Genomic DNA, 22,200 nt, shown 5'->3' with positions numbered 1-22,200 from the left:
GATGAGCCGCATCGCCGCCAAATTCGCCGCGCTCCGCCAGGAAGGTCGCGGCGCCCTCGTCACCTACCTCCAGGCCTTCGATCCGGACCGGGAGACGTATCGCGCCATCCTGCACGGCCTGCCCGAAGCCGGCGCCGACATCATCGAGGTCGGCGTGCCCTTCACCGACCCCATGGCGGATGGCCCCTCCATCCAGAAGGCTGGGCAGCGCGCGCTGAAGGCCGGCGCCACCGCCGCCGGCGTGCTCGACCTGGTGCGCGGCCTGCGCAAGCTGGACGACACCACCCCCGTGGTGCTGATGGGCTACTACAACCCGATCCTCACCTACGGCGTGGAGAAGTTCTGCGCTGACGCCGCCACCGCCGGCGCCGACGGCCTCATCATCGTCGACGTGCCGCCGGAGGAAGCGGATGAGGTGGAGCCGCACGCCACCGCGAACGGCCTCGACCTGATCCGCCTGATCGCGCCCACCACCGACGAGGCGCGGCTGCCCCGCGTGCTCGCCGCCACCACGGGCTTCATCTACTACGTCGCGATCACCGGCATCACCGGCACGCGCAGCGCCGACTACGCCTCCATGGCGCCGACCATCGCCAAGCTCAAGCGCCACACGGACCTGCCCGTCGCCATCGGCTTCGGCATCCGCAGCCCGGCCCAGGCCGCGGAAGCCGCCAAGGCCGCGGACGGCGCCGTGGTCGGCACCGCGCTCGTGGACACGCTGGCCGCGAGCCTCGACGCCGAAGGCCGCGCCACGCCCGACACCGTGACGAAAGTGCTGGCCCAGGTCAGCAGCCTGGCCGAGGCCGTGCGCGCGGCGAGGAAGGTCGCGGCGTGATGGCCCGGGGGGAACGCCGTTCCCCCCGTACCCCCCATGCAAAGGGCCCGGCGGCCCTTTGAACCCATGAGATTGGTCGATGGAGGGAGGGGCACGGCGCGCGCTCCGGACAGGCGGTCGCGCGGCGCCCCTCCCTCCATCGACCAATAACCTCGCGGTCCAGGGTCCCGCTGGACCCTGGCAGGGGGTGCAGGGGGACAGCGTCCCCCTGCGCGGCCACCCGCGCGCCCCTCACCCCGCCACGGGCACGCCTTTGCTGGTGCTGTACTCGAAGTGCAGCGCTTCGCCGGGGAAGATGCGGGGGTGGATGGCGTGGGCGGCCATGGCGGCTTCGGAGAAGCCTTGCAGGATCAGTTTCAGCTTGCCCGGGTAGGTGGCGATGTCGCCGATGGCGTGGATGCCGGGGATGGTGGTTTCGCAGGTCGCGGGGGTGACGGCGATGTGGCTGCGTTCCAGGCCGAGCCCCCAGTCCGCGATCGGGCCGAGTTCCATGGACAGGCCGAAGAAGGCCAGCAGGTGGTCCGCCGGCACGGTCTTCACCTCCCCCTTGAGGGTCGCGAGCGAGACGCCGGTGAGTTGACCGTTCGTGCCGTCGAGGCCGTGCAGCTGGTAGGGGATGGCGAGTTCGATCTCGCCGCGTTCGGCGGCCTGCTTCAGTTGCGCGGCGCTTTCGGGGGCGCAGCGGAACTTGTCGCGGCGGTGCACCACCGTGACCTTGGCGGCGATCTGCTTGAGGCTGAGCGCCCAGTCCACCGCGCTGTCGCCGCCGCCCGCGATCACCACCTGCTTGCCGCGGAAGTCTTCGCGGCGGCTGACCATGTAGCGCACGCCGCCCGAGGCCTCGAATTCCGCCAGGCGATCGAGCGGCGGGCGGTTCGGGCCGAAGGCGCCGGCGCCGGCGGCGACCACCACGGCCTTGCAGCGGATGGTGTCGCCGGTGCTGGTGGCGAGGACGAAGCCATCCCCTTCCTGCCGCAGCGCATCGACGCGGCGGCCCAGCATCAGCAGGGGATTGAAGGGCGCGCATTGCTTGTGGAGGGAGGCGATGAGGTCCGCGCCCGCGATCTCGGGATGGGCGGGGATGTCGAAGATCGGCTTTTCCGGGTAGAGTGCGGCGCATTGTCCGCCGATCGCTTCCAGCGCGTCGATCACCACGGTCTTCATCCGCAGCATCCCGCATTCGAACACCGCGAAGAGCCCCACGGGGCCCGCGCCGATGATCGCCACATCCGTCTCGACCACTGCGGTCATACGCCTTGTCCCCACGCCGATCGTCGCGCCACCCCTTGGCGGAAGCGCCGGGGCCGATCAAGCCTGCGGGATCAAATTGGGAACGGGTGCGCTTGTGCCAGGGGGGTGGGGAAGGGCAGATTGGGCCCTCATGTCGCTCACGCTGCTCCTCCCCGATGAAGCCGCCACCGCCGCGCTGGCGGCGCGTGTCGCGCGGCATGCGCGGGCGGGGGATGCGGTGCTGCTGGAAGGCCCGCTCGGCGCCGGCAAATCCGCCTTCGCCCGCGCCTTCCTGCGCGCCGCCAGCGGCGATCCGGCGCTGGAGGTACCATCGCCGACCTTCACGCTGGTGCAGGCCTATGACCTGCCCGCTGGTCCCGCCTTCCACTTCGACCTCTGGCGGCTGGATGGGCCGGACGGGCTGCGGGAGCTGGGGTGGGAGGAGGCGCGGGAGGGAATCGTGCTGGTCGAATGGCCGGACCGGCTGGGCGATTGGCAGCCCGCCGATGCCCTGGTCATCGCGCTGGCGCCGGGCGAGACGGAGGAGCAGCGCGTGGCGACGCTCTCGGGCTGGGGCGCGCGGCTGAAGGAACTGGCGGCATGATGCGCGCGGCGGAGGCGGCTTCCTTCCTGGCGGAGCATGGCTATGGCGCGGCGGATTACGCGCCGCTGCCGGCCGATGCCTCCTTCCGCAGCTATGCCCGGCTGCGGGGTGGGCCGCGTCCCGTGCTGCTGATGGATGCGCCGCCGCCGCAGGAGGATCTGCGCCCCTTCCTCGCCATCGCGGCGCATCTGCGCGCTGCTGGGCTGTCGGCGCCGGAGGTCATCGCGGCCGACGTTTCCCGGGGTTTCTGCCTGGTCGAGGATTTCGGCGCCTCCACCGTGGCGCAGCTGCTGGATGCGGGCGACGACCCCGCGGCCCACTACCTGGCCGCCACCGCCGCGCTGGCCCGGCTGCACGCGGTGCCGCCGCCCGAAGGCCTGCCCGCCTGGGGCGTGGACCGCATGACGGAAACCGCGGGCGCCACCTTTCTCCAGTGGTGGTGGCCGGCGGCTTTCGGTGCGGCGCCCTCGGCCGCGGTGACCGCGGCCTTCGAAGCGGCGATGCGCGCCATGCTCGCGCCGTTCCAGGGAACCGGCTTCGTCCATCGCGACTACTTCCCGGCCAACCTCATGCCCCTGCCGGATCGCGAAGCGCCGCGCGATGTCGGCATCCTGGATTTCCAGGACGCCGCCATCGGCCATCCCGCCTATGACCTCGTCTCCCTCACCGAGGATGCGCGGCGGGATGTGGACCCGGCCCTGCGGGAGGAATGCATCGCGCGCTACCTGGCGCTGCGGCCGGACCTCGATGCCGGTGATTTCCGCGCCGCCATGGCCGCCTGCGCGGCGCAGCGGCATCTGCGCGTGGCCGCGCTCTGGGTGCGGCTGGCGCGGCGGGACGGCAAGCCGCATTACCTCGTGCACGGGCCGCGCTGCTGGGCGCAGCTGGGCCGCGCGCTGGAACACCCCGCCACGACACCGCTGCGCGACTTCCTGGATGCGCATGTGCCGCCTTCCATGCGACAGAATCCCCCCGTTCTTCAGGACGCCACGGCATGATCACCCTTTCCCACGCCATGGTGCTCGCCGCCGGCCTCGGCACCCGCATGCGGCCGCTGACGGATGACCGGCCGAAGCCGCTGCTGCCGCTCGAAGGCCGCAGCCTGCTGCACCATGCGCTGGATCGCCTGGCCGCCGCGGGCGTCGCGCATCACGTGGTGAACGCCCACTACTTCGCCGACCAGGTGGCGGAGGCCGTCGCCGCGCATGACGCGCCGGACCGGACGGTGCTGCGGGAGGAGGTGCTGCTGGAGACCGGCGGCGGCATCACCAACGCGCTGCCGCATCTGGGCGACGGCCCCTTCGCCGTCATCAATGGCGATGCCTTCTGGCTGGATGGCCCGACGCCGGCGCTGGACCGCCTGGCCGCCGCCTTCGACCCGGACCAGATGGACGCGCTGCTGCTGCTGGTGCGGACGTCGCAGGTGGATGGGGAGGTCGGGCGCGGCGACTTCCTGCTGGACCCCCTCGGCCGCGTGCGCCGGCCGAAGGAGCGGGAGATCTCCCCCTACCTCTTCGCCGGCGTGCAGATCCTCTCCCCCGAGCTGTTCCGCGATGCGCCGCCCGGCCCCTTCTCGCTCAACCTCCTGTTCGACCGCGCGATCGAGGAAGGGCGGATGTTCGGCCTGGTGCATGACGGCGCCTGGTTCCACCTCTCCACGCCGCGCGACCTGCAGCGGGCGGAGACGATGCTGCGCGCCGGGATGCTGACCGCCTTGTTCTGATGCACCTCTACGACATCCCCGCCGAGCTGCCCTTCCTGGACTGCCTGGCCGCGGGGGTGCTGGAGGCGCTGAAGCTGAAGGAGGCGCCGCCGGAAGCCCTGGCCCGCGCCACCATCCTGCTGCCGACGCGCCGTTCCGCCCGCGGGCTGCGCGATGCCTTCCTGGCGGCGGCGGAGGGCCGGGCGCTGCTGCTGCCGCGCATGCGGGCCCTGGCGGGGCTCTCGACCGAGGATGCCGACGAGTTGGCGCTGCCCGCGCTGCTGGACCTGCCCCCGGCCGTGGCGCCCCTGACGCGCCAGGCGGTGCTGACCGGCATGGTGATGCGCCTGCCCCCCCGCCATGGCGGCCCCGCCACCCCTGAACAGGCCTGGGGCCTGGCCGCCGAGATGGCGCGGCTCTTCGACGAGGTGGCGCTGGAGGAGAAGGACCCGGACCTGCTCCGCCAGGGCAACCCGCTGGCCTATGCGGAGGCCTGGCTCGCGCGGCTCGAAGCGCTCGTGCCCGGGGAGCAGGCGACCCATTGGCAGATCACCACCACCTTCCTGCGCGGCGTCGCCACCGCCTGGGCGGGGTGGCTGGAGGAGCGGGAGCTGCTGGATATCGGGCTGCGCCGCGTCCTCGCCCTGCGCGCCCAGGCGGAGGCCTGGCGCGAGGCCCCGCCGGATGCGCCGATCATCGCGGCCGGCATCGGTGTCGGCGGCACCATCCCGGCGGCGGTGGAACTGCTGAAGGTGGTCGCCGCCCTGCCGCGCGGCGCCGTGGTGCTGCATGGGCTGGACCGCGCCGCGCTCGGCCAGGTGTGGGACGCGGTGTCGCAGGCGCCCACCCACCCCTTCTGCAGCCAGGCAAGGCTGCTGGCGGCGATGGGCGCGGAAGCCCGGCAGGTGAAGCGCTGGCCCGGCTGCGGGCTGCACCAGCCCCGCGCCGTGCCGGAAGCCCGCCCCGCCCTGCTGGAGATGGCGCTGCGGCCGCCGGAGGGCATGGCCCCCTGGACCGTTCCCGCCGCCGATGCCTGGGCGCCGGGCCTCACGGGGCTGCAGGTGCTGGCCGCCCCCGATGCCCAGACGGAAGCCGCCGCCATCGCGCTGCTGCTGCGCGAAGCCCTGGAGAAGCCCGGCGCCCGCGCCGCCCTCGTCACGCCGGACCGCGACCTGGCGCGCCGCGTCTCGGCGGAGCTGATCCGCCACGGCATCATCGCCGATGACAGCGCCGGCGAGCCGCTGGGCCAGACGCCGACCGGCGCCTTTCTTCGGATGCTGGCCCGCGCGGTGGCGGAGGATTTGGCGCCGGTGCCCCTCCTGGCGCTGCTGAAGCACCCGATCGCGGCGGCGGGCATGGCGCGGGCGGATTTCCTGGATGCGGTGCGGCTGCTGGAACGCCGCGTGCTGCGCGGGCCGCGGCCGCAGGGCGGCCTGGCCGGGCTGCGCGCGGCCATCGCGGCGCTGCCGGAGGGCGCGTCCAAGCCCCGGCTGGTCGCGCTGCACGCCGCGCTGGAAGCCGCGCTGGGTGACTTCGCGTCCCTGCACGGCACGCCGCGCCCGCCCGCGGACCTGCTGGCCGCGCATCTGGCGGCGGCGGAGGCGCTGGCCACCACCCCGGAGGCACCGGGCGGGCTGCGGCTCTATGCGGCGGAGGAGGGGGAGGTGCTGGCCTCCCACCTCGCTGACCTGGCGCCGGCCATGGCGATGCTCCCGCCGCTCGACCCCGGCGCCTGGCCCGCCTTGTTCGACGCGGCGATCGAGGGCATCGCCGCGCGATCCGTCCGCGCCCAGGCGGGGCGCGATGCGGGGGCGCATCCACGGGTGGAAATCCTCGGCCTGCTGGAGGCGCGGCTGCTGGCCTTCGACCGCGTGGTGCTGGGCGCGCTGGACGAGACGGTCTGGCCGCTGGCGACCGATCCCGGCCCCTGGATGAGCCGCCCCATGCGCACCCAGTTCGGCCTGCCCGAGCCCGAGGCCCGCATCGGCCGCGTCTGCATGGATTTTTTCCTGTTCGCCTGCGCGGCGCCGGACGCCGTGCTCTCGCGGGCGGCACGCCGCGGCGGTGCGCCGACGGTGCCCGCACGCTGGATCACGCGGCTGGAAACCTTCCTCTCCGGCCAGGGGCTGGAATTGCCGCGGAGCCAAGCCGCCCGCCTGGCCGCGGCGCTGGACCAGCCGGCGGCGGTCACGCCGCTGCGCCGCCCCTCGCCCTGCCCCCCCGCCGCGCAACGGCCGCGCGAGATCAGCGTGACGGAGGTCGCGACCCTGCTGGCCGACCCCTACGCCTTCTACGCCCGCCGCGTGCTGGATTTGAGGAAACTCGATCCGCTGGATGCGGATGTCGGCGCGCTGGACTACGGCATCATCGTCCATGCCGCGCTGGCCCGCTTCGTGCGGGATGTCTCCACCGCCCGCGCCGGCTGGCCGGGGGACGACGCCGCCCGCGCGATCTGGGCGGAGGCGGCGGAGCAGGCGCTGGCCGAACAGGGCCCGCGCCCCGCGCTCGCCGCCTTCTGGCGGCCACGCCTGTTGCGCATCGGCGCCTTCGTGATCGAGCTGGAGCGGGAGATGCGCCGCGACGGCCATATCCGGCAGAGCTGGGTGGAGCGCGACGGGCGGCTCGACCTGCCGCGCCCCCGCGGCAAGGTCACGCTGAAGGCCCGTGCCGACCGCATCGACCAGCTCGGCGACGGCACGCTGGCGGTGCTGGACTACAAGACCGGCACCCTGCCCAGCACCGAGGACCTGGTGGACGGCACCGCCCCCCAATTGCCGCTGGAAGCCGCCATGGCCTGGCGCGGCGCCATCCAGGGCGTGCCGGACAGCCCGGTGCGGGCGCTGACCTACTGGAAGCTCTCGGGCGGGGAGACGGCGGGCGAGGTGAAGGCGATGATCACCGAGCCGGAGGAGGTGGAGAGCGCCGCCGAGGATGCGCTGGACCGCCTCGGCCTGCTGGTCGATCGCTTCCTGCTCGGCGACGCCCCCTTCACCGCGCGGCCGCATCCGGCACGCAGCGCCAAGGGGGATGACTACGACCACCTCTCTCGCGTCGCGGAATGGGCGGATGCGGAGGGGGAGGAATGAACCTTCCCCTCACCCCCCGCCAGGAAGCCGAATTCGAGCAGGGCCGGGCCTCCGACCCACTCTCCTCCGCCTGGGTCGGCGCCTCCGCGGGTTCCGGCAAGACCAAGGTGCTGACGGACCGCGTGCTGCGGCTGCTGCTGGCGCCGGGCACGCGGCCGGCCAGCATCCTCTGCCTGACCTTCACCAAGGCCGCGGCGGCGGAGATGGCGACGCGTCTCGCCCGCGAACTCGGCCGCTGGGCGGTCGATCCCGAATCGCGCCTGGCGGACCGGCTGGCGCGCCTGCTCGGCCGCGCGCCGACGCGCGATGACCTCGACACCGCCCGCGCCCTGTTCTGCCGCGTGCTGGAACTGCCGGGCGGCATGCGCATCAGCACCATCCACGCCTTCTGCCAGTCCCTGCTGCGCGCCTTCCCGCTGGAAGCCGGCCTCGCCCCCCAGTTCGGCGTCGTCGAGGATGCCGATGCCCGCACCCTGCTGGCCGAGGCGCGGGAGGCCGTGCTCGCCGGGCCGATGACGCCGCGGGAGGCGCTGGAGGCCCTGGCCAGCCTGGTGCCCCCCGATGCCTTCGCCCGCCTCGTGCAGGCCCTCGATGGGGACCGCGAACGCCTCTCGGCCGCGCTGCGCGGCACCGGGTCGCTGGAGGGGCTCTGCGCCGCCATCGCCGGCCATCTCGGCCTGCCCGATGGCGCGCATGAGGCGACGCTGATCGCGACCGCCGCGGAGCAGGTGGACCGCGACGCGGTGATGGCCGCGCGCCTCCTCCAGGCCAGCCGGAACGAGAACGACCAGGCGCGGGGGCTCCGCATCCTCACCTGGCTGGAACTGCACCCGGCCCATCGCACCGCGCGCTGGGGGGAATGGGCGGAGATCTTCCTGACCAAGGAAGGCACGCCCCGGAAATCCATGGCGACGAAGCAGGTCGGCCCCCGCCAGGGCGAATGCGCCGCCGTGCTGGCGCGGGAGGCCGAGCGGATCGCGGCGCTGGAGGGCAGCCGCCGCGCCTGCCGCCTGCTGGCCGCGACCCGCGCGCTGCTGGCGCTCGGCGCGCCCGTCCTTGCCGGCTATGCCGCCCGCAAGCAGGCGCGCGGGCTGATGGATTATGACGACCTGATCCTCTCCGCCCAGCGCGTGCTGCAGGACCCCGGCAGCGCCTGGGTGCTGTTCAAGCTGGATGGCGGGCTCGACCACGTCCTGCTGGACGAGGCGCAGGACAGCAACCCCGCGCAATGGGGCATCGCCGCCGCGCTGACGGAGGAATTCTTCGCCGGCGCCGGGCGCGAATCCCGCCGTGATGAGCCGCCCACGCCCCGTACCATCTTCGCGGTAGGCGACATCAAGCAGTCCATCTACGGCTTCCAGGGCGCGGATGCCGCCGGCTTCTCCCGCTGGAAGGGGCATTTCGGCCGGCGCATCGCGGCGCTGGGCGATGCGCTGCGCGACGTGCAGCTCAAGGTTTCCTTCCGCTCCACCGCGCCGGTGCTGGCCCTGGTCGATGCCGTCTTCGCGGAGGGCGAGGCGCGCGACGGCGTGGTGAACCCCGGCGAGGAGCTGCTGCACCGCCCCGACCGCGCCGGCCATGCCGGGCGGGTCGAGCTGTGGCCCATGCTGGAAGCCGCGCCGACGGAGCCGCCGCCGCCCTGGGAGGTGCCTGAAACCCCTGCCGCCACGACCGGCGCCGATGCGCTGCTGGCGGAGGCGATCGCGGCGCGCATCGCGCAGTGGATCAGGTCCCGCACCCCGCTCGAAAGCCGGGGCCGGCCGATCCGCGCGGGTGACATCCTGGTGCTGCTGCGCAAGCGATCCGGCGGGCTGCTGCCGCGCCTGGTGCGCGCGCTGAAGGAACGCGGCGTGCCGGTGGGCGGCGCCGACCGCATCCGCCTGGTCGAGCAGATCGCGGTGCAGGACCTGCTGGCCCTGGCCGATGTCCTGCTGCTGCCGGATGACGACCTCCAGCTCGCCGCCCTGCTGAAGTCGCCGCTCATCGGCCTCGATGAGGACCAGCTCTTCGCCCTCGCCCATGGCCGCACCACCAGCCTCTGGGCCGTGCTGCAGAAGGCGCGCGGGGCGGAGACGCCGGAGGGCAGGGCGGCCGACTGGATCGCCGGGCTGATGGCGCGGGCCGACCTGGTCACGCCCCACGCCCTCCTCGCCGAAGTGCTGGGGGAGCATCGGGGGCGGGAGAGGCTGCTGGAGCGGCTCGGCCCCGATGCCGCCGACCCCATCGATGAGTTCCTCAACGCCGCGCTGGACCATGGCAGCCGCCACCCGCCCAGCCTGCAGCATTTCGTGGGCTGGCTGCGGCGCGGCGGCGCGGAGGTGAAGCGGGAACAGGAAGGCGCGGGCGATGCCGTCCGCATCATGACGGTGCATGGCGCCAAGGGGCTGCAGGCGCCCGTGGTCATCCTGCCGGACACGATGGGCGGCGGGCGGGACAATGCCGATGTCCGCTGGCATGCGCCGGAGGAGGGCGTGCCCCTGCCGCTCTGGGCCCCCAACAAGGACCACCACGCCCCCGCCTATACCGCCCTGCTGGCCGCGGAGAAGAAGGCGCGGGCGGAGGAGGAGCACCGGCTGCTCTATGTCGCGCTGACGCGGGCGGAGGACCGGTTGCTGGTCTGCGGCTGGCAGAAGAAGCGCCCCAAGGACGCGCCCTGGAAGGAAGGCACCTGGTACGACCTGGTCGCCCGCGGTTTTTCCCGGATGGACACGGCGGTCGCGGAGGCGTTTGACCCCGAACAGTTTGGCGCCCCCGCCGAATGCCGCTTCGCGAGCGGGGAGGCCCTGGTGCTCTCCACGCCGCAGGAAGCCGCGCCCGTGCCGGATGGGCGGGATGCCCCGCCCCCCGCGGCGGCGGACCTGCCGGCCTGGGCGCGAAGCCCGGCGCCGCCGGAAGGCGTCGTGGACGCCCTCGCCCCCTCCGCCGTGCCCGGGGAGAATGAGGGTGGCCCCGCCGCCGCCCCGCATGGCGCCGCGGACCCGACAGGACAGCGCTTCCGCCGCGGCCGCATCGTCCACGCCCTGCTGCAGCACCTGCCCGACCAGCCCGCCGGCCGGCGCGCCGAGGCCGGGCGCGCCTTCCTCGCGCGCCCCGGCCATGGGCTCGATCCCGCCGAGCAGGCGGAGACGCTGGCGGAGGTGCTGGCGCTGCTCGACGCGCCGGGCATCGGCCCCGCCTTCGGCCCGGGCAGCCTGGCGGAGGCGCCGATCGCGGGCCAGGTGGGCGAGCTGCTGGTCAGCGGCCAGGTGGACCGGCTGCTGGTCACGCCCGGCCGCGTGCTGGTGCTGGACTACAAGACCAACCGCCCGCCGCCGGCCACGGTGGAGGGCGTGCCCCGCCTCTACCTGCGCCAGATGGCGGCCTACCGCGCCGTGCTGTCCCGCGCCTTTCCGGGCCGCGCCGTGGACTGCGTGCTGGTCTGGACCTATGGCGCGCGGCTCATGCCGCTTCCGGGCGAGTTGCTGGATCGGCATGCGCCGGGCGCATGACGGCCCGCGCCGCCCTCACGCGGCGCTTGCTTGACCCGGGCCGGGCCCGCCACGATCTTGCCACATAACAGCCGGGCCCCCGCCCGGCGCTGGAGACGACCCCCCATGAGTGAACTCACCAAGGCCGTGACCGACGACAGCTTCCGGCAGGACGTGCTGGAGGCCCCCGGCCCCGTGCTGGTGGATTTCTGGGCCGAGTGGTGCGGCCCCTGCCGCATGGTCGCGCCCATCCTCGACGAGATCGCCAAGGAATACGAAGGCAAGCTGACCATCGCGAAGGTCAACATCGACGACAACCCGATGACGCCGAACGACTACGCGGTGCGCGGCATCCCGACCATGATCCTGTTCAAGGACGGCAAGCCGGTGGACACCAAGGTGGGCGCCCTGCCGCGCGGCGCCATGAAGGAATGGGTCGCCAGCAAGCTGGGATGAGGCATCCCGGCAAGCCCGGCTGATCCGATTCCGGCCGCGGGGCGCTTCCCGGCGCCCCGCGCCTGACTACATGCGGGCGATGATCCATCGCCGCACCCTCCTCGCCACCTCGCTGCTGCCGCTGCCGGCCCTCGCCCAATCCGGCGATGCCGTGCGGTCGGACCGCGCCGCCTTCCGGCTGACCACCCTCGCCACCGGGCTGGAACATCCCTGGGGCGCTAGCCTGCTGCCCGATGGCCGGCTGCTGGTGACGGAGCGGCCGGGCCGCCTGCGCGTGGTGACGCCGTCCGGCCAGCTCTCCAACCCGCTTTCCGGCGTGCCGGAGGTGGAGGCCCGCGCCCAGGGCGGGATGCTGGACGTGGCGCTCGCCCCCGATTTCGCCCGGACGCGGGAACTCTACCTCTCCCACGCCATGCTGGTGCAGGGCGGCGCGCTGACGCGGCTGACCCGCGCGCGGCTGTCGGCGGATGCGACCGCGCTGGAAGCGGTCACGCCGGTCCTGGATGCCACCCCCGCCCAGCCGAGCGGCCGCAACCACTATGGCAGCCGCATCGCCTTCGGCCCCGATGGGCGGCTCTACCTCTCCACCGGGGACCGGCAGAACGACAAGATGCGGTCCCAGCGGCTGGACGATCTGGCGGGCAAGATCCTGCGGCTGGAACGGGATGGCCGCGCCGCGGCCGGCAACCCCTTCGCAGGCCGCGGCGACGCCCGCCCGGAGATCTTCTCCTACGGCCACCGCAACCCGCAGGGCCTGGCCTTCAACCCCTGGACCGGCGGGCTGTGGCAGGCGGAATTCGGCGCCCGCGGCGGGGATGAGATCAACATCGTTCGCCCCGGTCTCAACTATGGCTGGCCCGTCGTCAGCCATGGCGTGGACTACAATGGCAGCCCGATCGGCACCGGCCAGAAGACCGCCGAGGGGATCGAGGCGCCGCTGCATTTCTGGACGCCCTCGGTCAGCCCGTCGGGCATCGGCTTCTACACCGGCGGCGCCTTCCCCGGCTGGTCCCGCAGCCTCTTCGTCGCGGCGCTGAACCCGCCCGGCCTGGTGCGGCTGGAGACGGAGGGCGACCGGGTGGTGGCGGAGGAACGCCTGCTCTTCGACCGCCGCATCCGCATGCGCCAGGTGGTGGTGGCCGCCGATGGCGCGCTGCTGGTGCTGACGGATGAGGCGCGCGGGCGGATCCTGCGCCTCAGCCCGGCCTGAGGCCCTCAGGCGGGCAGGGAACCGTCCAGCTTCAGGATCTCGCCCGCCAGATAGAGGCTGCCGCAGATCAGCACGCGGGCGGGCGGGCCGTCCTTCGGGATGGCGGCCAGCGCCTGCGCCGCCGTGCCGCCCGCCGTGGCCGCGCCGCCGCTGGCGGCGATGATGGCCTCGACCGGCATCGCCAGGTGCTGGCCGGGCTCCGCGATCGCCTGGATGGAGGTCGCGACGGGGATCAGCGGCGCCAGGAACTCCGCCGCCTGCTTCGACCCCTTCATGCCGACCAGCAGGTGGCAGGGGCGGTCGGCGAAGGCGCTGCGGAGATGCTGGCCCAGCACCACGCCGGCGCCCGCATTGTGCCCGCCATCCAGCCACAACTCCCAGCCCGCCGGCAGCAGCGCGGCCAGGTGTCCGCCCAGCCGCTGCATCCGCGCCGGCCAGCTGGCGCTGGCGAGGCCGCGGGCGATCGCATCCTCCGTCAGCCAGGCCGGGTTCCAGGCGCGGAGCGTCGCGATGGCGATGCCCGCATTGTCCGCCTGGTGCGGCCCGGCCAGGGCCGGCGGCGGCAGGTCCAGCACGCCCGCCGCATCCCGCCAGCGCAGCCGCCCGTCCGGCTGGGGCGCCACCTCCCAGGCCTCGCCCCGCGCCAGCAGGGCCGCGCCCTGGTCGGCCGCGACCTGGCGCAGCACGGCGGCCGCGCCGGGCGCCTGCGCCCCCGTCGCGCAGGGCACGCCGGGCTTGATGATCCCCGCCTTCTCGAAGGCGATCTTCTCCAGCGTGTCGCCCAGGAAATCCATGTGGTCCATGGAGATGCTGGTGATCGCGGTCGCCACGGGATCGATCACGTTGGTCGCGTCGAAGCGCCCGCCGAGGCCCACTTCCAGCACCAGCAGGTCGGCCGGGACACTCGCGAACAGATGGAGCGCGACGGCCGTCGTGACCTCGAACACCGTGATCGGCGCGCCGGCATTCACGCGCTCCACATGCTCCAGCGCCTCGGTCAGCGCCGCCTCGCTCACCAGCGCGCCGGCCAGGCGGATGCGCTCATGGAACCGCACCAGGTGGGGCGAGGTATAGACATGCACGCGCAGCCCCGCCGCTTCCGCGATGGCGCGCAGGAAGGCGCTCGTGCTGCCCTTGCCGTTGGTGCCGGCGACATGGATCACCGGCGGCAGCCGCCGCTCCGGATGGCCGAGCTTCGCGAGGCACTCCCGCATGCGCCCCAGGCTGAGGTCGATCAGCACGGGGTGAAGGCTGTGCAGCCGGTTGATGATGGCCTCGCTGCGGGAGGCGGGAAGGGTGCTCACGCCGGCTTGGCGACCTCGGCCGGGGCATCGGGCGCGGGCAGGGCCGGCAGTTCCGCCGCCGGCGCCACCAGCGGCATCGGCTCCCGCAGCAGGGAGATGACGCGAGCCAGGGTGGCGCGCATGTCGTGCCGCTTCACCACCATGTCGAGGATGCCGTGCTGCAGCAGGTACTCGGCGCGCTGGAAGCCCTCCGGCAGCTTCTCCCGCACCGTCTGCTCGATGACGCGCGCGCCGGCGAAGCCGATCAGCGCGCCGGGCTCCGCGATGTGGATGTCGCCCAGCATGGCGAAGCTGGCGGTGACGCCGCCGGTCGTCGGGTCGCACATCACGACGATGAAGGGCAGGCCCGCTTCCTTCACCATGCGCGTCGCGATCACGGTGCGCGGCATCTGCATCAGGCTGACCGTGCCTTCCTGCATGCGCGCGCCGCCGGAGGCGGTGAAGACGATCAGCGGCGCATCCTGCAGCACGGCGAGCTTGGCGGCCGTGACCAGCGCCTCACCCACGCCGGCGCCCATCGACCCGCCCATGAAGGCGAATTCGAAGGCGGCGACCACGGCCTTGCGGCCCTCGATGCTGCCCTGCGCGACCAGCACCGCGTCATCCATCGCGTTCTTCTGCTGGGCTTCCTTCAGCCGGTCGCCGTAGCGCCGCTGGTCGCGGAAGCGCAGCGGGTCCGCCGGCGCCTTCGGCAGCTCGATGCGGGACCAGCCCTCATCCAGTGTCGCCTTCACCCGCGCATTGGCGGAAAGCCGCATGTGGTGCCCGCAATGGGTGCAGACATGCAGGTTCCGCTCGAGGTCGCGGTGGAAGATCATCTGCTCGCAGGAAGGGCATTTGTGCCAGAGGTTGTCCGGCACTTCCCGGGTTCCCCCGAAGATCGCCTTCACCTTGGGCAGGGCCCAGTCGCTGATCCAGTTCACTTCGTTCATGCCCTCAAGCGCCGGGCGCGCAAACCAGGTCCCCTGGGGCGCACTTGGCTCGCCGGACTGCCGGCGGCGCCCGGTCGGGCGCTCGGCGCGCCGTCGGCGCGCCGCCAGTCCTTGGCGGGGGAGGTAGGGCGGGATGGGGGCGCGGTGCAAGCCCCTGCGGCTTTGCTACCCGCCCGGCCGCCGGAACCGCACCAGGATATCGACCTCCCCCGGCCGCTCGGCCAGCGCCTGGCGCAGGATGGCGATCAGCGTCTCCGGCGAGACGTCGAGGTCCACGACCTGCGCCGTCTCCTCATAGAGCAGGTGGGAATGCGGCGCGGGCACGGTGTCGAAGACCGGCTCCGTGCCCGTGCTGGGCAGGCGGGCCAGCAGGCCGTGCCGCTCCAGCGTCTCCAGCTGCGAGGCCAGCTCCGCCGGCGCCAGGCCGAGCCCCGCGGCCCCCGCCAGCCGGTCGATCTCGCCCCTGGTCAGATGCGTCTCCGGCGCCGCGCGCAGCGCGACCAGCAGCCGGGCCAGCTTGCCCTGCGCCGGCAATCCCGCGCGGCGCAGCTCCCCGCGCGCCACGGCCTCCGCCGCCTGCGCCATCGCCTCCTCCCCGGTATCGCCTTGTCGGCTTGAAAGATGGGGGGCGGCATCCCCCGCCGGGTTGCCGCCCCCCCTGGTCAAGGCTTGCGCCCCCCGCTTACGCCAGGTCGAAGCGGTCCGCGTTCATCACCTTCGTCCAGGCGGCCACGAAGTCCTCCGCGAAGCGCTGCTGGCCATCGGCCTGGCCATAGACCTCCGCGATCGCCCGCAGCTGGGAGTTGGAGCCGAAGACGAGATCGACGCGCGTCGCCGTCCACTTCACCTGGCCGGTGGCGCGGTCACGCCCCTCGAAGGTCTGCGCGGCCTCCGAGGTCGGCGTCCAGGCCGTGCCCATGTCGAGCAGGTTGACGAAGAAGTCGTTCGTCAGCGTCCCCGCCCGCCGGGTGAAGACGCCGTGGCTGTTCGGCCCGACATTGGTGCCGAGCACGCGCAGGCCGCCGACCAGCACCGTCATCTCCGGCGCCGTGAGGCCGAGGAGCTGCGCGCGGTCCACCAGAAGCTCCTCCGCCGGCAGGGCGAACTGGGTCTTCAGGTAGTTGCGGAAGCCATCCGCCTCCGGCTCCAGCACCGCGAAGCTCTCGACATCCGTCTGCTCCTGCGTCGCATCCGTCCGGCCCGGCGCGAAGGGCACCGTGATGCCGAGGCCGGCGCGCCGCGCCGCTTCCTCGATCGCCGCGCCGCCGCCCAGCACGATCAGGTCGGCCAGCGAGACCTGCTTGCCGCCGCCGGCCGCCGCGTTGAAGGCCTTCTGGATGCCCTCCAGCTTGCCCAGCACCACGCTGAGCTCCGCCGGCTGGTTCACCGCCCAGTCCTTCTGCGGCGCGAGGCGGATGCGCGCGCCATTGGCGCCGCCCCGCTTGTCCGACCCGCGGAAGGTGCTGGCGGAGGCCCAGGCCGTGGAGACGAGCTGGGAGATGGAGAGGCCGGAGGCCAGGATCTGCGCCTTCAGCGTCGCGATGTCGCCGGCATCCACCAGCGCATGCGTCACCGGCGGCACCGGGTCCTGCCAGATCAGGTCCTCGGCGGGGACGAGCGGGCCGAGGTAGCGGACCTTCGGCCCCATGTCGCGATGCGTCAGCTTGAACCAGGCCCGCGCGAAGGCATCGGCGAACTGCTCCGGGTTCTCATGGAAGCGCTTGGAGATCGGCCCGTAGATCGGGTCCATCTTCATCGCCATGTCGGCCGTCGTCATCATCGGCGGGTGGCGCTTGGACGGGTCATGCGCGTCCTCCACCAGCGTCCAGGCGGCGCGGTCCTTCGGGTGCCACTGGTGGGCGCCGGCCGGGGACTTGTGCAGCTCCCACTCATGGCCCAGCAGCATGTCGAAATAGCCCATGTCCCAGGTCGTGGGGTTGGGCTTCCAGGCGCCCTCGATGCCGGAGGTGATGGCATCGCCGCCCACGCCCGACTTCCAGGTGCTGAGCCAGCCGAGGCCCATCGCCTCGATCGGCGCGCCCTCGGGCTCCCGCCCCACATGCTCGGCCGGGCCCGCGCCATGCGCCTTGCCGAAGGTGTGGCCGCCGGCCACCAGCGCCACCGTCTCCTCGTCGTTCATCGCCATGCGCGCGAAGGTCTCGCGGATGTCGCGGCCGGAGGCGATCGGGTCCGGGTTGCCGTTCGGGCCTTCCGGGTTCACGTAGATCAGGCCCATCTGCACCGCGGCCAGCGGGCTCGCGAGCTCCCGGTCGCCGGAGTAGCGCTTGTCACCCAGCCAGGTGTCCTCGGCGCCCCAGTAGATGTCCTCCTCCGGCTCCCAGATGTCGGCGCGGCCGCCGGCGAAGCCGAAGGGCTTCAGGCCCATGGACTCGATCGCGCAATTGCCCGCGAAGATGAACAGGTCGGCCCAGGAGATGCGGTTGCCGTACTTCTGCTTGACCGGCCACAGCAGGCGCCGCGCCTTGTCGAGGTTGCCGTTGTCCGGCCAGCTGTTCTCGGGCGCGAAGCGGTGCGCGCCATTGCCGGCGCCGCCACGGCCGTCACCGGTGCGGTAGGTGCCCGCGCTGTGCCAGGCCATGCGGATGAAGAAGGGGCCGTAATGCCCGTAATCGGCCGGCCACCAGGGCTGGGAGACCTTCATCAGCGCGAAGATGTCCTGCTTCAGCGCCTCGATGTCGAGCTTCTTGAACTCCTCCGCGTAGTTGAAGGCCGGGCCCATCGGGCTGACCTTGCTGGAGTGCTGGTGGAGGATCTTGAGGTTCAGCTGGTTCGGCCACCAGTCGCGGTTCGACCGGCCGCCGAAGGTCGCATGCTTCGCCACGCCATGCGCGGCGCCGTGCATGACCGGGCACTTGCCCACGCCCGTCCCACCATGTCCGTCCATTCTTCTCTCTCCGTTGCTGGCCGTGCCACGCCGCGCGCCCCTGGGGGCACCCGGTCCTGCGCCCAGGCTAGCGGCAGGTGGAGGATAGGCGGAAGCGAATTGGTTCTACCGGTTCGATAGATCGTGACTATAATGTAAGCCGACCTGACCGGATCGCCGTGCCGCCTCCCCATGAACCTGCGTGACCTCCGCTACCTCCTCGCCGTCGCCGAGCATGGCCATTTCGGCCGCGCGGCGGAGGCCTGCGGCATCAGCCAGCCCACGCTCTCCGTCCAGCTGCGCAAGCTGGAGGAGCTGCTGGGCGTCACCCTCTTCGAGCGCGGGCCCAAATCCGTGGTCCCGACCGCGGCCTGCGAGCGGCTGATCGGCCATGTCCGCAGCGCGGTGGCGGAGGCCGATACCATCCTCGACGTCGCGCGCAGCCTGCGGGACCCGATGGCGGGGCGGTTCCGGCTGGGCATCATCCCGACGCTGGCCCCCTACCTGCTGCCCCTGGTCTTCGGCCCGCTGCGGGAGGCGCTGCCCGCGCTGGAGATCGAGCCGTGGGAGGACCAGACCGCGGCGCTGCTCGACCGGCTTCGCGCCCATGACCTGGACGCCGCCCTGCTGGCGACGGAGGCCGAGGGGCCGGACCTGGCCGGGCAGGCCCTGTTCGCCGAACCCTTCCTGGCCGCCCTGCCGCCCGACCACCGCCTGGCGGCGCGGGAGGCGGTGGCGGAGGCGGAGCTGGCCGGGGACATGCTCGTGCTGTCGGACGGGCATTGCCTGCGCGACCAGGTGCTGGCGGCCTGCGGCACCCAGGGCGGTGCGCTGGGCGGCACGCTGCGCGCGGCCAGCCTCTCCACCCTGCTGAACATGGTGGCGGCGGGCTACGGCACCACGCTGATCCCGGGCCTGGCGGCCGGCGTCGCGCAGGATGCGGGGCTGGTGCTGCGACCGCTGGCGACGCCGGCGGGGCGGACCATCCGCATCGTCCACCGCGCCAGCTACCCGCGCCGCGCGGCGGTGGAGGCGGTGGGCGGCATCATCGCCGGCCGGCTCCGCCACTTCGCCGCGCCCTGATCAGGGCAGGCCGGCGAAGCTGACCCCGGGCGGCGGCAGCGCCCCGGGCTGCGCGGCCATGGCCGCGCAGGCACCGGCGAAGAAGCGGCAGAAGCGGTCCACATGCTTGCCCGTGCCGATGGGGTACTGGCAGAGCTTCCAGCGATTGCCGGCCGAGCCTTCGAAGCGCAGCGAGCCCGCATTGTAGGCGGCCGCCACCAGGGGCGGGTCGAAGCGCGTCTGCGCCGCCTGTCGCCACATCATCGCCATGCCGGCGCGGATGGAGACGGAGGGGTTCTCCAGCGCCGCCAGCGTCACCCCCTCATCGCCCAGCACCTCCCGCGCCGTGGAGAGCAGGGTCTGCGTCAGCCCGACGGAGACGCGGCGCGGCGTCAGCGAGGGATCGACCGGGTCGCAGCCCGGCTCCAGCCGCCGCGCGGCGGGCAGGCCGCCGGATTCCGTGCAGATGGTCGCCACCACCAGCTCCGCCGGCACGGGGAAGCGCAGGGAGGCGGTGGCGATGGCATCGCCGTAGTCGTGCAGCACCCGCGCCGCCAGCGCGGCCTCGGCGGCGGAGGGGGCGGCCAGCGCGCCCTCCACCTCGATCCCCCCCGGCACCAGGCGCCAGGGGACGCCGCCGGGGAAGCGGGTATGCGGGGTGCGCAGCGCGGCCAGCGTCGCCGCATCCAGCACCGCCTGCACCCCCGTCGCCAGGGCGGAGGCGACGCGGACCTCCCCGTTCAGCGCGGCCCAGGTGGCGGGGCCGAGCACGCCGTCCTCCACCAGGCCGCGGCGGCGCTGGAAGGCCTTCAGCGCATCCCGCGTCGCGGCGCCGAACAGCCCGTCCGGCTTCAGGGCGGCGCCGGCCCGGTCATTCAGCAGGCGTTGCGCGCGGAACACGTCGTCCCCGCGCATCATGGGCTGGGTGAACCACCAGCTGCGGGCCAAGGGGGCCGCCAAGGGGGCCGCCGCCGGGGCCGGGGCGGGATCGATGGTCTGGGACATCAGGGGCACCTCGGGTCCTGGGCCGCGCGGGCGGTGGCAAGGGCGGCGCGGCGCTGGGCGATGCGGTCGTCGATCGGCGGCAGCCCGAGGGCGGAGGCGGCGGCGGCGACATCGGCCGCCACCACGCCGAGCGCGGCGCAGCGCGCCGCCGGCGGCACATCGCCCGCCAGCACGCGGTTGAGCCCGACGCCGGCCCGGTAATGCGCGGCGGCCCCGGCGGGCAGCGCCGGGATCGCCGCCAGGATCGCCTCGTTATCCGCCCGGCGGGCCTCCGCCACGGCGCGGTCGCGGCGGCGTTCCAGCGCATCGGCCAGGCGGAAGGCGGGTTCCGCCCGCTCCGCCGCCGGGGCCTCGGCGGGTGTCAGCGCCTCCGCCTGGCGGAAGGCGGCGATGGCGCAATCCGCGCGCCCCTGGTCCTGGCAGGCGGCGCCGCGCGCCAGCCAGAGCGTGGCGCAGGCGCGGTCCCGCACCGTGCAGTCGAAGGGCCGGTCGGCCATGGTGCGGGCCACCGCCGGGTCCCGCCGCACGGCACCGGCCAGCTCCACCGCCTCCCGCGACGGTTCCGTGCCGCAGGCCGCGACCAGCAGCAGCAGGGGGATGAGGGCGAGGCGCATCTCAGCCGCTCCCTCCCTCGGGGCTCGACAGGGGCGTGGAGGCCGCCTGCGCCGCCTGCGCCTTGGCCGCCGCCTCCTGCGCCGCCCTGGCGAGGAACCCGGCATCGCCGAGCTGGCCCGCGACGGTGGCGAGCATGGCGGGATCCGCCTTGCCCAGCGCCTGCACCATGTAGACCAGGCGCTCGATCTCCGCGGCCACGCGGCTGTCCTGGCGCGCGGCGCGCACCGCCGTGGCCAGGGAAGCGGTCGGGATGCTGGCGCCCGCCACCGTCACCTGCGGCAGGTCGAGCCCGGCCAGCGCCGCGGCACCCGTCATGGCGGCGCGGAAATCCTCGATGGCATCGGCCAGCGCGTCGGGGTGGCCGGCGAAATTGTCGCGCAGCGCCTGGGCGCCGGGGCCCGCCACCACCCCCTGCAGGATGCGCACAGCCAGGCTGGCGGCGGGCTCCGGCGGCGTGCCCTGCACCGCTTCCCAGACCGACAGCGCCAGCGCCGGCTCCACCGCGCCCTGCCGCGTCAGCGCCGCCAGCGGCGGGGACCGCAGCAGCGCCGCGGCGGCCAGGCTGGCATCCACCACCGGCGGCAGCAGGCCGAGGTCGAGCGGCGTGTCCAGCATGGCGGCCTTCCAGCGGTCGAACTTCTCGCGGTCCCGCACCAGCCCGATGCCGCCCACCACCACCGCGGCGACCAGCCCGGCGGGCCCCGCGAGCGCGCCGGCGCCCGCGATGCCGCCGCTGCCGACCAGCCGGCCGAGCAGCCCCGCGATGGGCAGGCTGTCCGAGGCCACGCGCCCGACCGTCGCCATCGCATCCGCCACGGCGGTGCCGACCGGGCCGAGGTCGCCGAGTTCCCGGATCGCCGTGCTGGCCTCCTCCGCCAGCCGGCCGATGCTGCCGAGATCCGCCTGGCCGCCCACCACCGGCGCGATGCGGTCGAGCAGCCCGTCCACCCGGGCCAGCGCCCGGTCCGCCCCCGCCAGCGCCCCGGTGCCGACGCCGAGCGTGCCGACCACCGAGATCAGCCCGCGCAGCGACTGCAACTGGCCCTGCGCCTCCCGCAGCCGGGACTGGATGCCCTGCTGTTCCGGCGTGGCGGCGGGCGCGACGGCGCCGGCCTGCACGCTGTTGGCAAGGGTGGTGGAGGCCGTGGCGGCCGTGTTGGCGGCGGTGCCGGCATCCGTCGCGGCCGTGGTCGCGCGGTCCGCCGCCCCCGCGGCCTGGCGCGCCGCATCGGCGGCGGTTTCCGCCACCTGGCGCGCCTGCTCCCCGGTCCGCGCCGCGAAGTAGAAGGAGATGACGGCGCCGATGAAGCCCGTCAGCGCCTCCCCCGACCCGAGGCCGAGCGGGCCCTGCAGGGCGAGGAGGAGGAAGCCCAGCACGATGATGAAGATCGACAGCAGGGCGCGGATCGACCCCTCCGGCACGCCGAGCGGCAGCTCCATCAGCCGGGTGGCGAGCCGCGGCTGGTCGGCTTCCGGCGCGGCGGCGGCCTTGGCCTGCATCTCCTCCGCCAGGCGGCGCAGCATGACCCAGGCGCCGATGAGGAAGAGGACGAGGACGAAGACGACGCCGAGCGCCGCGCCCCCCGTGGTGGCCGGGGCCGGGGTATCGGCCGGGGATGGCGGCGCCTGCGCCAGGGCGACCGGGGGCAGCGCCATCGCGGCCGCTGCGACCCATCCCAGGATCCGGACGGAGCCCGAGCTGCCAATCCCCATGGAGGTTCCTCCCCACACGCGGGAGGGGAGGCTAGAGGGGGGCGTGCAACCGAAACAATCGAATCCTCGCGGATCGGACGGAAAAAACAACATTC

General features: G+C 73.9%; 17 protein-coding genes. 9 read left to right on the top strand and 8 right to left on the bottom strand.

Annotated features, from left to right (window positions below; genetic code table 11):
* The first annotated feature begins 1 nt into the window (after position 1).
* Positions 2-835: a tryptophan synthase subunit alpha gene (trpA, locus tag JJI54_RS01895; RefSeq protein ID WP_203070399.1), complete on the top strand. Its 834-nt coding sequence runs from the start codon at positions 2-4 to the stop codon at positions 833-835.
* A 231-nt stretch (positions 836-1,066) separates the two neighbouring features.
* On the opposite strand, the gene JJI54_RS01890 is transcribed toward trpA, so the two are convergent.
* Complete coding sequence (locus tag JJI54_RS01890) at positions 1,067-2,086, bottom strand: NAD(P)/FAD-dependent oxidoreductase (protein ID WP_203070397.1); 1,020 nt, start codon at positions 2,084-2,086, stop codon at positions 1,067-1,069.
* A 130-nt stretch (positions 2,087-2,216) separates the two neighbouring features.
* Here JJI54_RS01890 and tsaE point away from each other — a divergent pair, with 130 nt between their 5' ends.
* The 7 genes from tsaE (at position 2,217) to JJI54_RS01855 (ending at position 12,590) form a co-directional block, all read left to right on the top strand.
* Positions 2,217-2,669: a tRNA (adenosine(37)-N6)-threonylcarbamoyltransferase complex ATPase subunit type 1 TsaE gene (gene tsaE, locus JJI54_RS01885; protein WP_203070395.1), complete on the top strand. Its 453-nt coding sequence runs from the start codon at positions 2,217-2,219 to the stop codon at positions 2,667-2,669.
* Positions 2,666-3,667: an aminoglycoside phosphotransferase family protein gene (locus tag JJI54_RS01880; RefSeq protein ID WP_226381340.1), complete on the top strand. Its 1,002-nt coding sequence runs from the start codon at positions 2,666-2,668 to the stop codon at positions 3,665-3,667. The genes tsaE and JJI54_RS01880 overlap by 4 nt, the downstream gene beginning before the upstream one ends.
* Positions 3,664-4,392 (top strand): nucleotidyltransferase family protein, encoded by a 729-nt coding sequence (locus tag JJI54_RS01875; protein WP_203070386.1) that lies wholly within the window; start codon positions 3,664-3,666, stop codon positions 4,390-4,392. Before JJI54_RS01880 ends, JJI54_RS01875 begins: the two co-directional genes overlap by 4 nt.
* Complete coding sequence (addB, locus tag JJI54_RS01870) at positions 4,392-7,457, top strand: double-strand break repair protein AddB (RefSeq protein WP_203070384.1); 3,066 nt, start codon at positions 4,392-4,394, stop codon at positions 7,455-7,457. Before JJI54_RS01875 ends, addB begins: the two co-directional genes overlap by 1 nt.
* Positions 7,454-10,945 carry a double-strand break repair helicase AddA gene (gene addA / locus JJI54_RS01865; RefSeq protein WP_203070382.1) on the top strand — a complete coding sequence of 1,164 codons (3,492 nt, stop codon included), beginning with the start codon at positions 7,454-7,456 and terminating at the stop codon, positions 10,943-10,945. Before addB ends, addA begins: the two co-directional genes overlap by 4 nt.
* A gap of 105 nt (positions 10,946-11,050) precedes the next feature.
* Positions 11,051-11,380, top strand: coding sequence for a thioredoxin TrxA (gene trxA / locus JJI54_RS01860; RefSeq protein ID WP_203070380.1), 330 nt, complete (start codon positions 11,051-11,053; stop codon positions 11,378-11,380).
* Positions 11,381-11,459: 79 nt separating this feature from the next.
* Positions 11,460-12,590, top strand: coding sequence for a PQQ-dependent sugar dehydrogenase (locus JJI54_RS01855; RefSeq protein WP_203070378.1), 1,131 nt, complete (start codon positions 11,460-11,462; stop codon positions 12,588-12,590).
* A gap of 5 nt (positions 12,591-12,595) precedes the next feature.
* Here the strand turns inward: JJI54_RS01855 and JJI54_RS01850 are convergent, their stop codons facing one another.
* From JJI54_RS01850 to katG, 4 genes are all read right to left on the bottom strand, one after another.
* Complete coding sequence (locus JJI54_RS01850; RefSeq protein ID WP_318987428.1) at positions 12,596-13,894, bottom strand: bifunctional folylpolyglutamate synthase/dihydrofolate synthase; 1,299 nt, start codon at positions 13,892-13,894, stop codon at positions 12,596-12,598.
* Positions 13,891-14,817, bottom strand: coding sequence for an acetyl-CoA carboxylase, carboxyltransferase subunit beta (gene accD / locus JJI54_RS01845; protein WP_203072285.1), 927 nt, complete (start codon positions 14,815-14,817; stop codon positions 13,891-13,893). Before accD ends, JJI54_RS01850 begins: the two co-directional genes overlap by 4 nt.
* A 174-nt stretch (positions 14,818-14,991) precedes the next feature.
* Positions 14,992-15,411, bottom strand: a complete 420-nt coding sequence (locus JJI54_RS01840; protein ID WP_203070376.1) for a hypothetical protein — start codon at positions 15,409-15,411, stop codon at positions 14,992-14,994.
* 97 nt (positions 15,412-15,508) lie between these two features.
* Entirely contained in the window at positions 15,509-17,731 is a 2,223-nt protein-coding gene (gene katG / locus JJI54_RS01835) for a catalase/peroxidase HPI (RefSeq protein WP_203070374.1), read from the bottom strand.
* Between the two features lie 171 nt (positions 17,732-17,902).
* Here katG and JJI54_RS01830 point away from each other — a divergent pair, with 171 nt between their 5' ends.
* Entirely contained in the window at positions 17,903-18,793 is an 891-nt protein-coding gene (locus JJI54_RS01830) for a LysR substrate-binding domain-containing protein (protein ID WP_203070372.1), read from the top strand.
* Here JJI54_RS01830 and JJI54_RS01825 read toward each other — a convergent pair whose 3' ends face one another.
* Genes JJI54_RS01825 through JJI54_RS01815 form a run of 3 tightly spaced genes read right to left on the bottom strand, consistent with a single transcriptional unit; the run spans position 18,794 to position 22,105 of the window.
* The gene (locus tag JJI54_RS01825) at positions 18,794-19,777 is read right to left on the bottom strand and encodes a peptidoglycan-binding protein (RefSeq protein WP_203070370.1); all 984 of its coding nucleotides are present in this window, start codon (positions 19,775-19,777) and stop codon (positions 18,794-18,796) included.
* Positions 19,777-20,391: a hypothetical protein gene (locus JJI54_RS01820; protein ID WP_203070368.1), complete on the bottom strand. Its 615-nt coding sequence runs from the start codon at positions 20,389-20,391 to the stop codon at positions 19,777-19,779. Before JJI54_RS01820 ends, JJI54_RS01825 begins: the two co-directional genes overlap by 1 nt.
* Before the next feature lies 1 nt (position 20,392).
* Positions 20,393-22,105, bottom strand: coding sequence for a hypothetical protein (locus JJI54_RS01815; RefSeq protein WP_203070366.1), 1,713 nt, complete (start codon positions 22,103-22,105; stop codon positions 20,393-20,395).
* Positions 22,106-22,200 lie beyond the last annotated feature (95 nt).

Source organism: Falsiroseomonas ponticola (assembly GCF_016805305.1).
Taxonomy (GTDB): domain Bacteria; phylum Pseudomonadota; class Alphaproteobacteria; order Acetobacterales; family Acetobacteraceae; genus Falsiroseomonas; species Falsiroseomonas ponticola.
The sequence above is the reverse complement of the archived record's forward strand: the minus strand, read 5'-3'. Positions and strand labels throughout refer to the sequence as shown.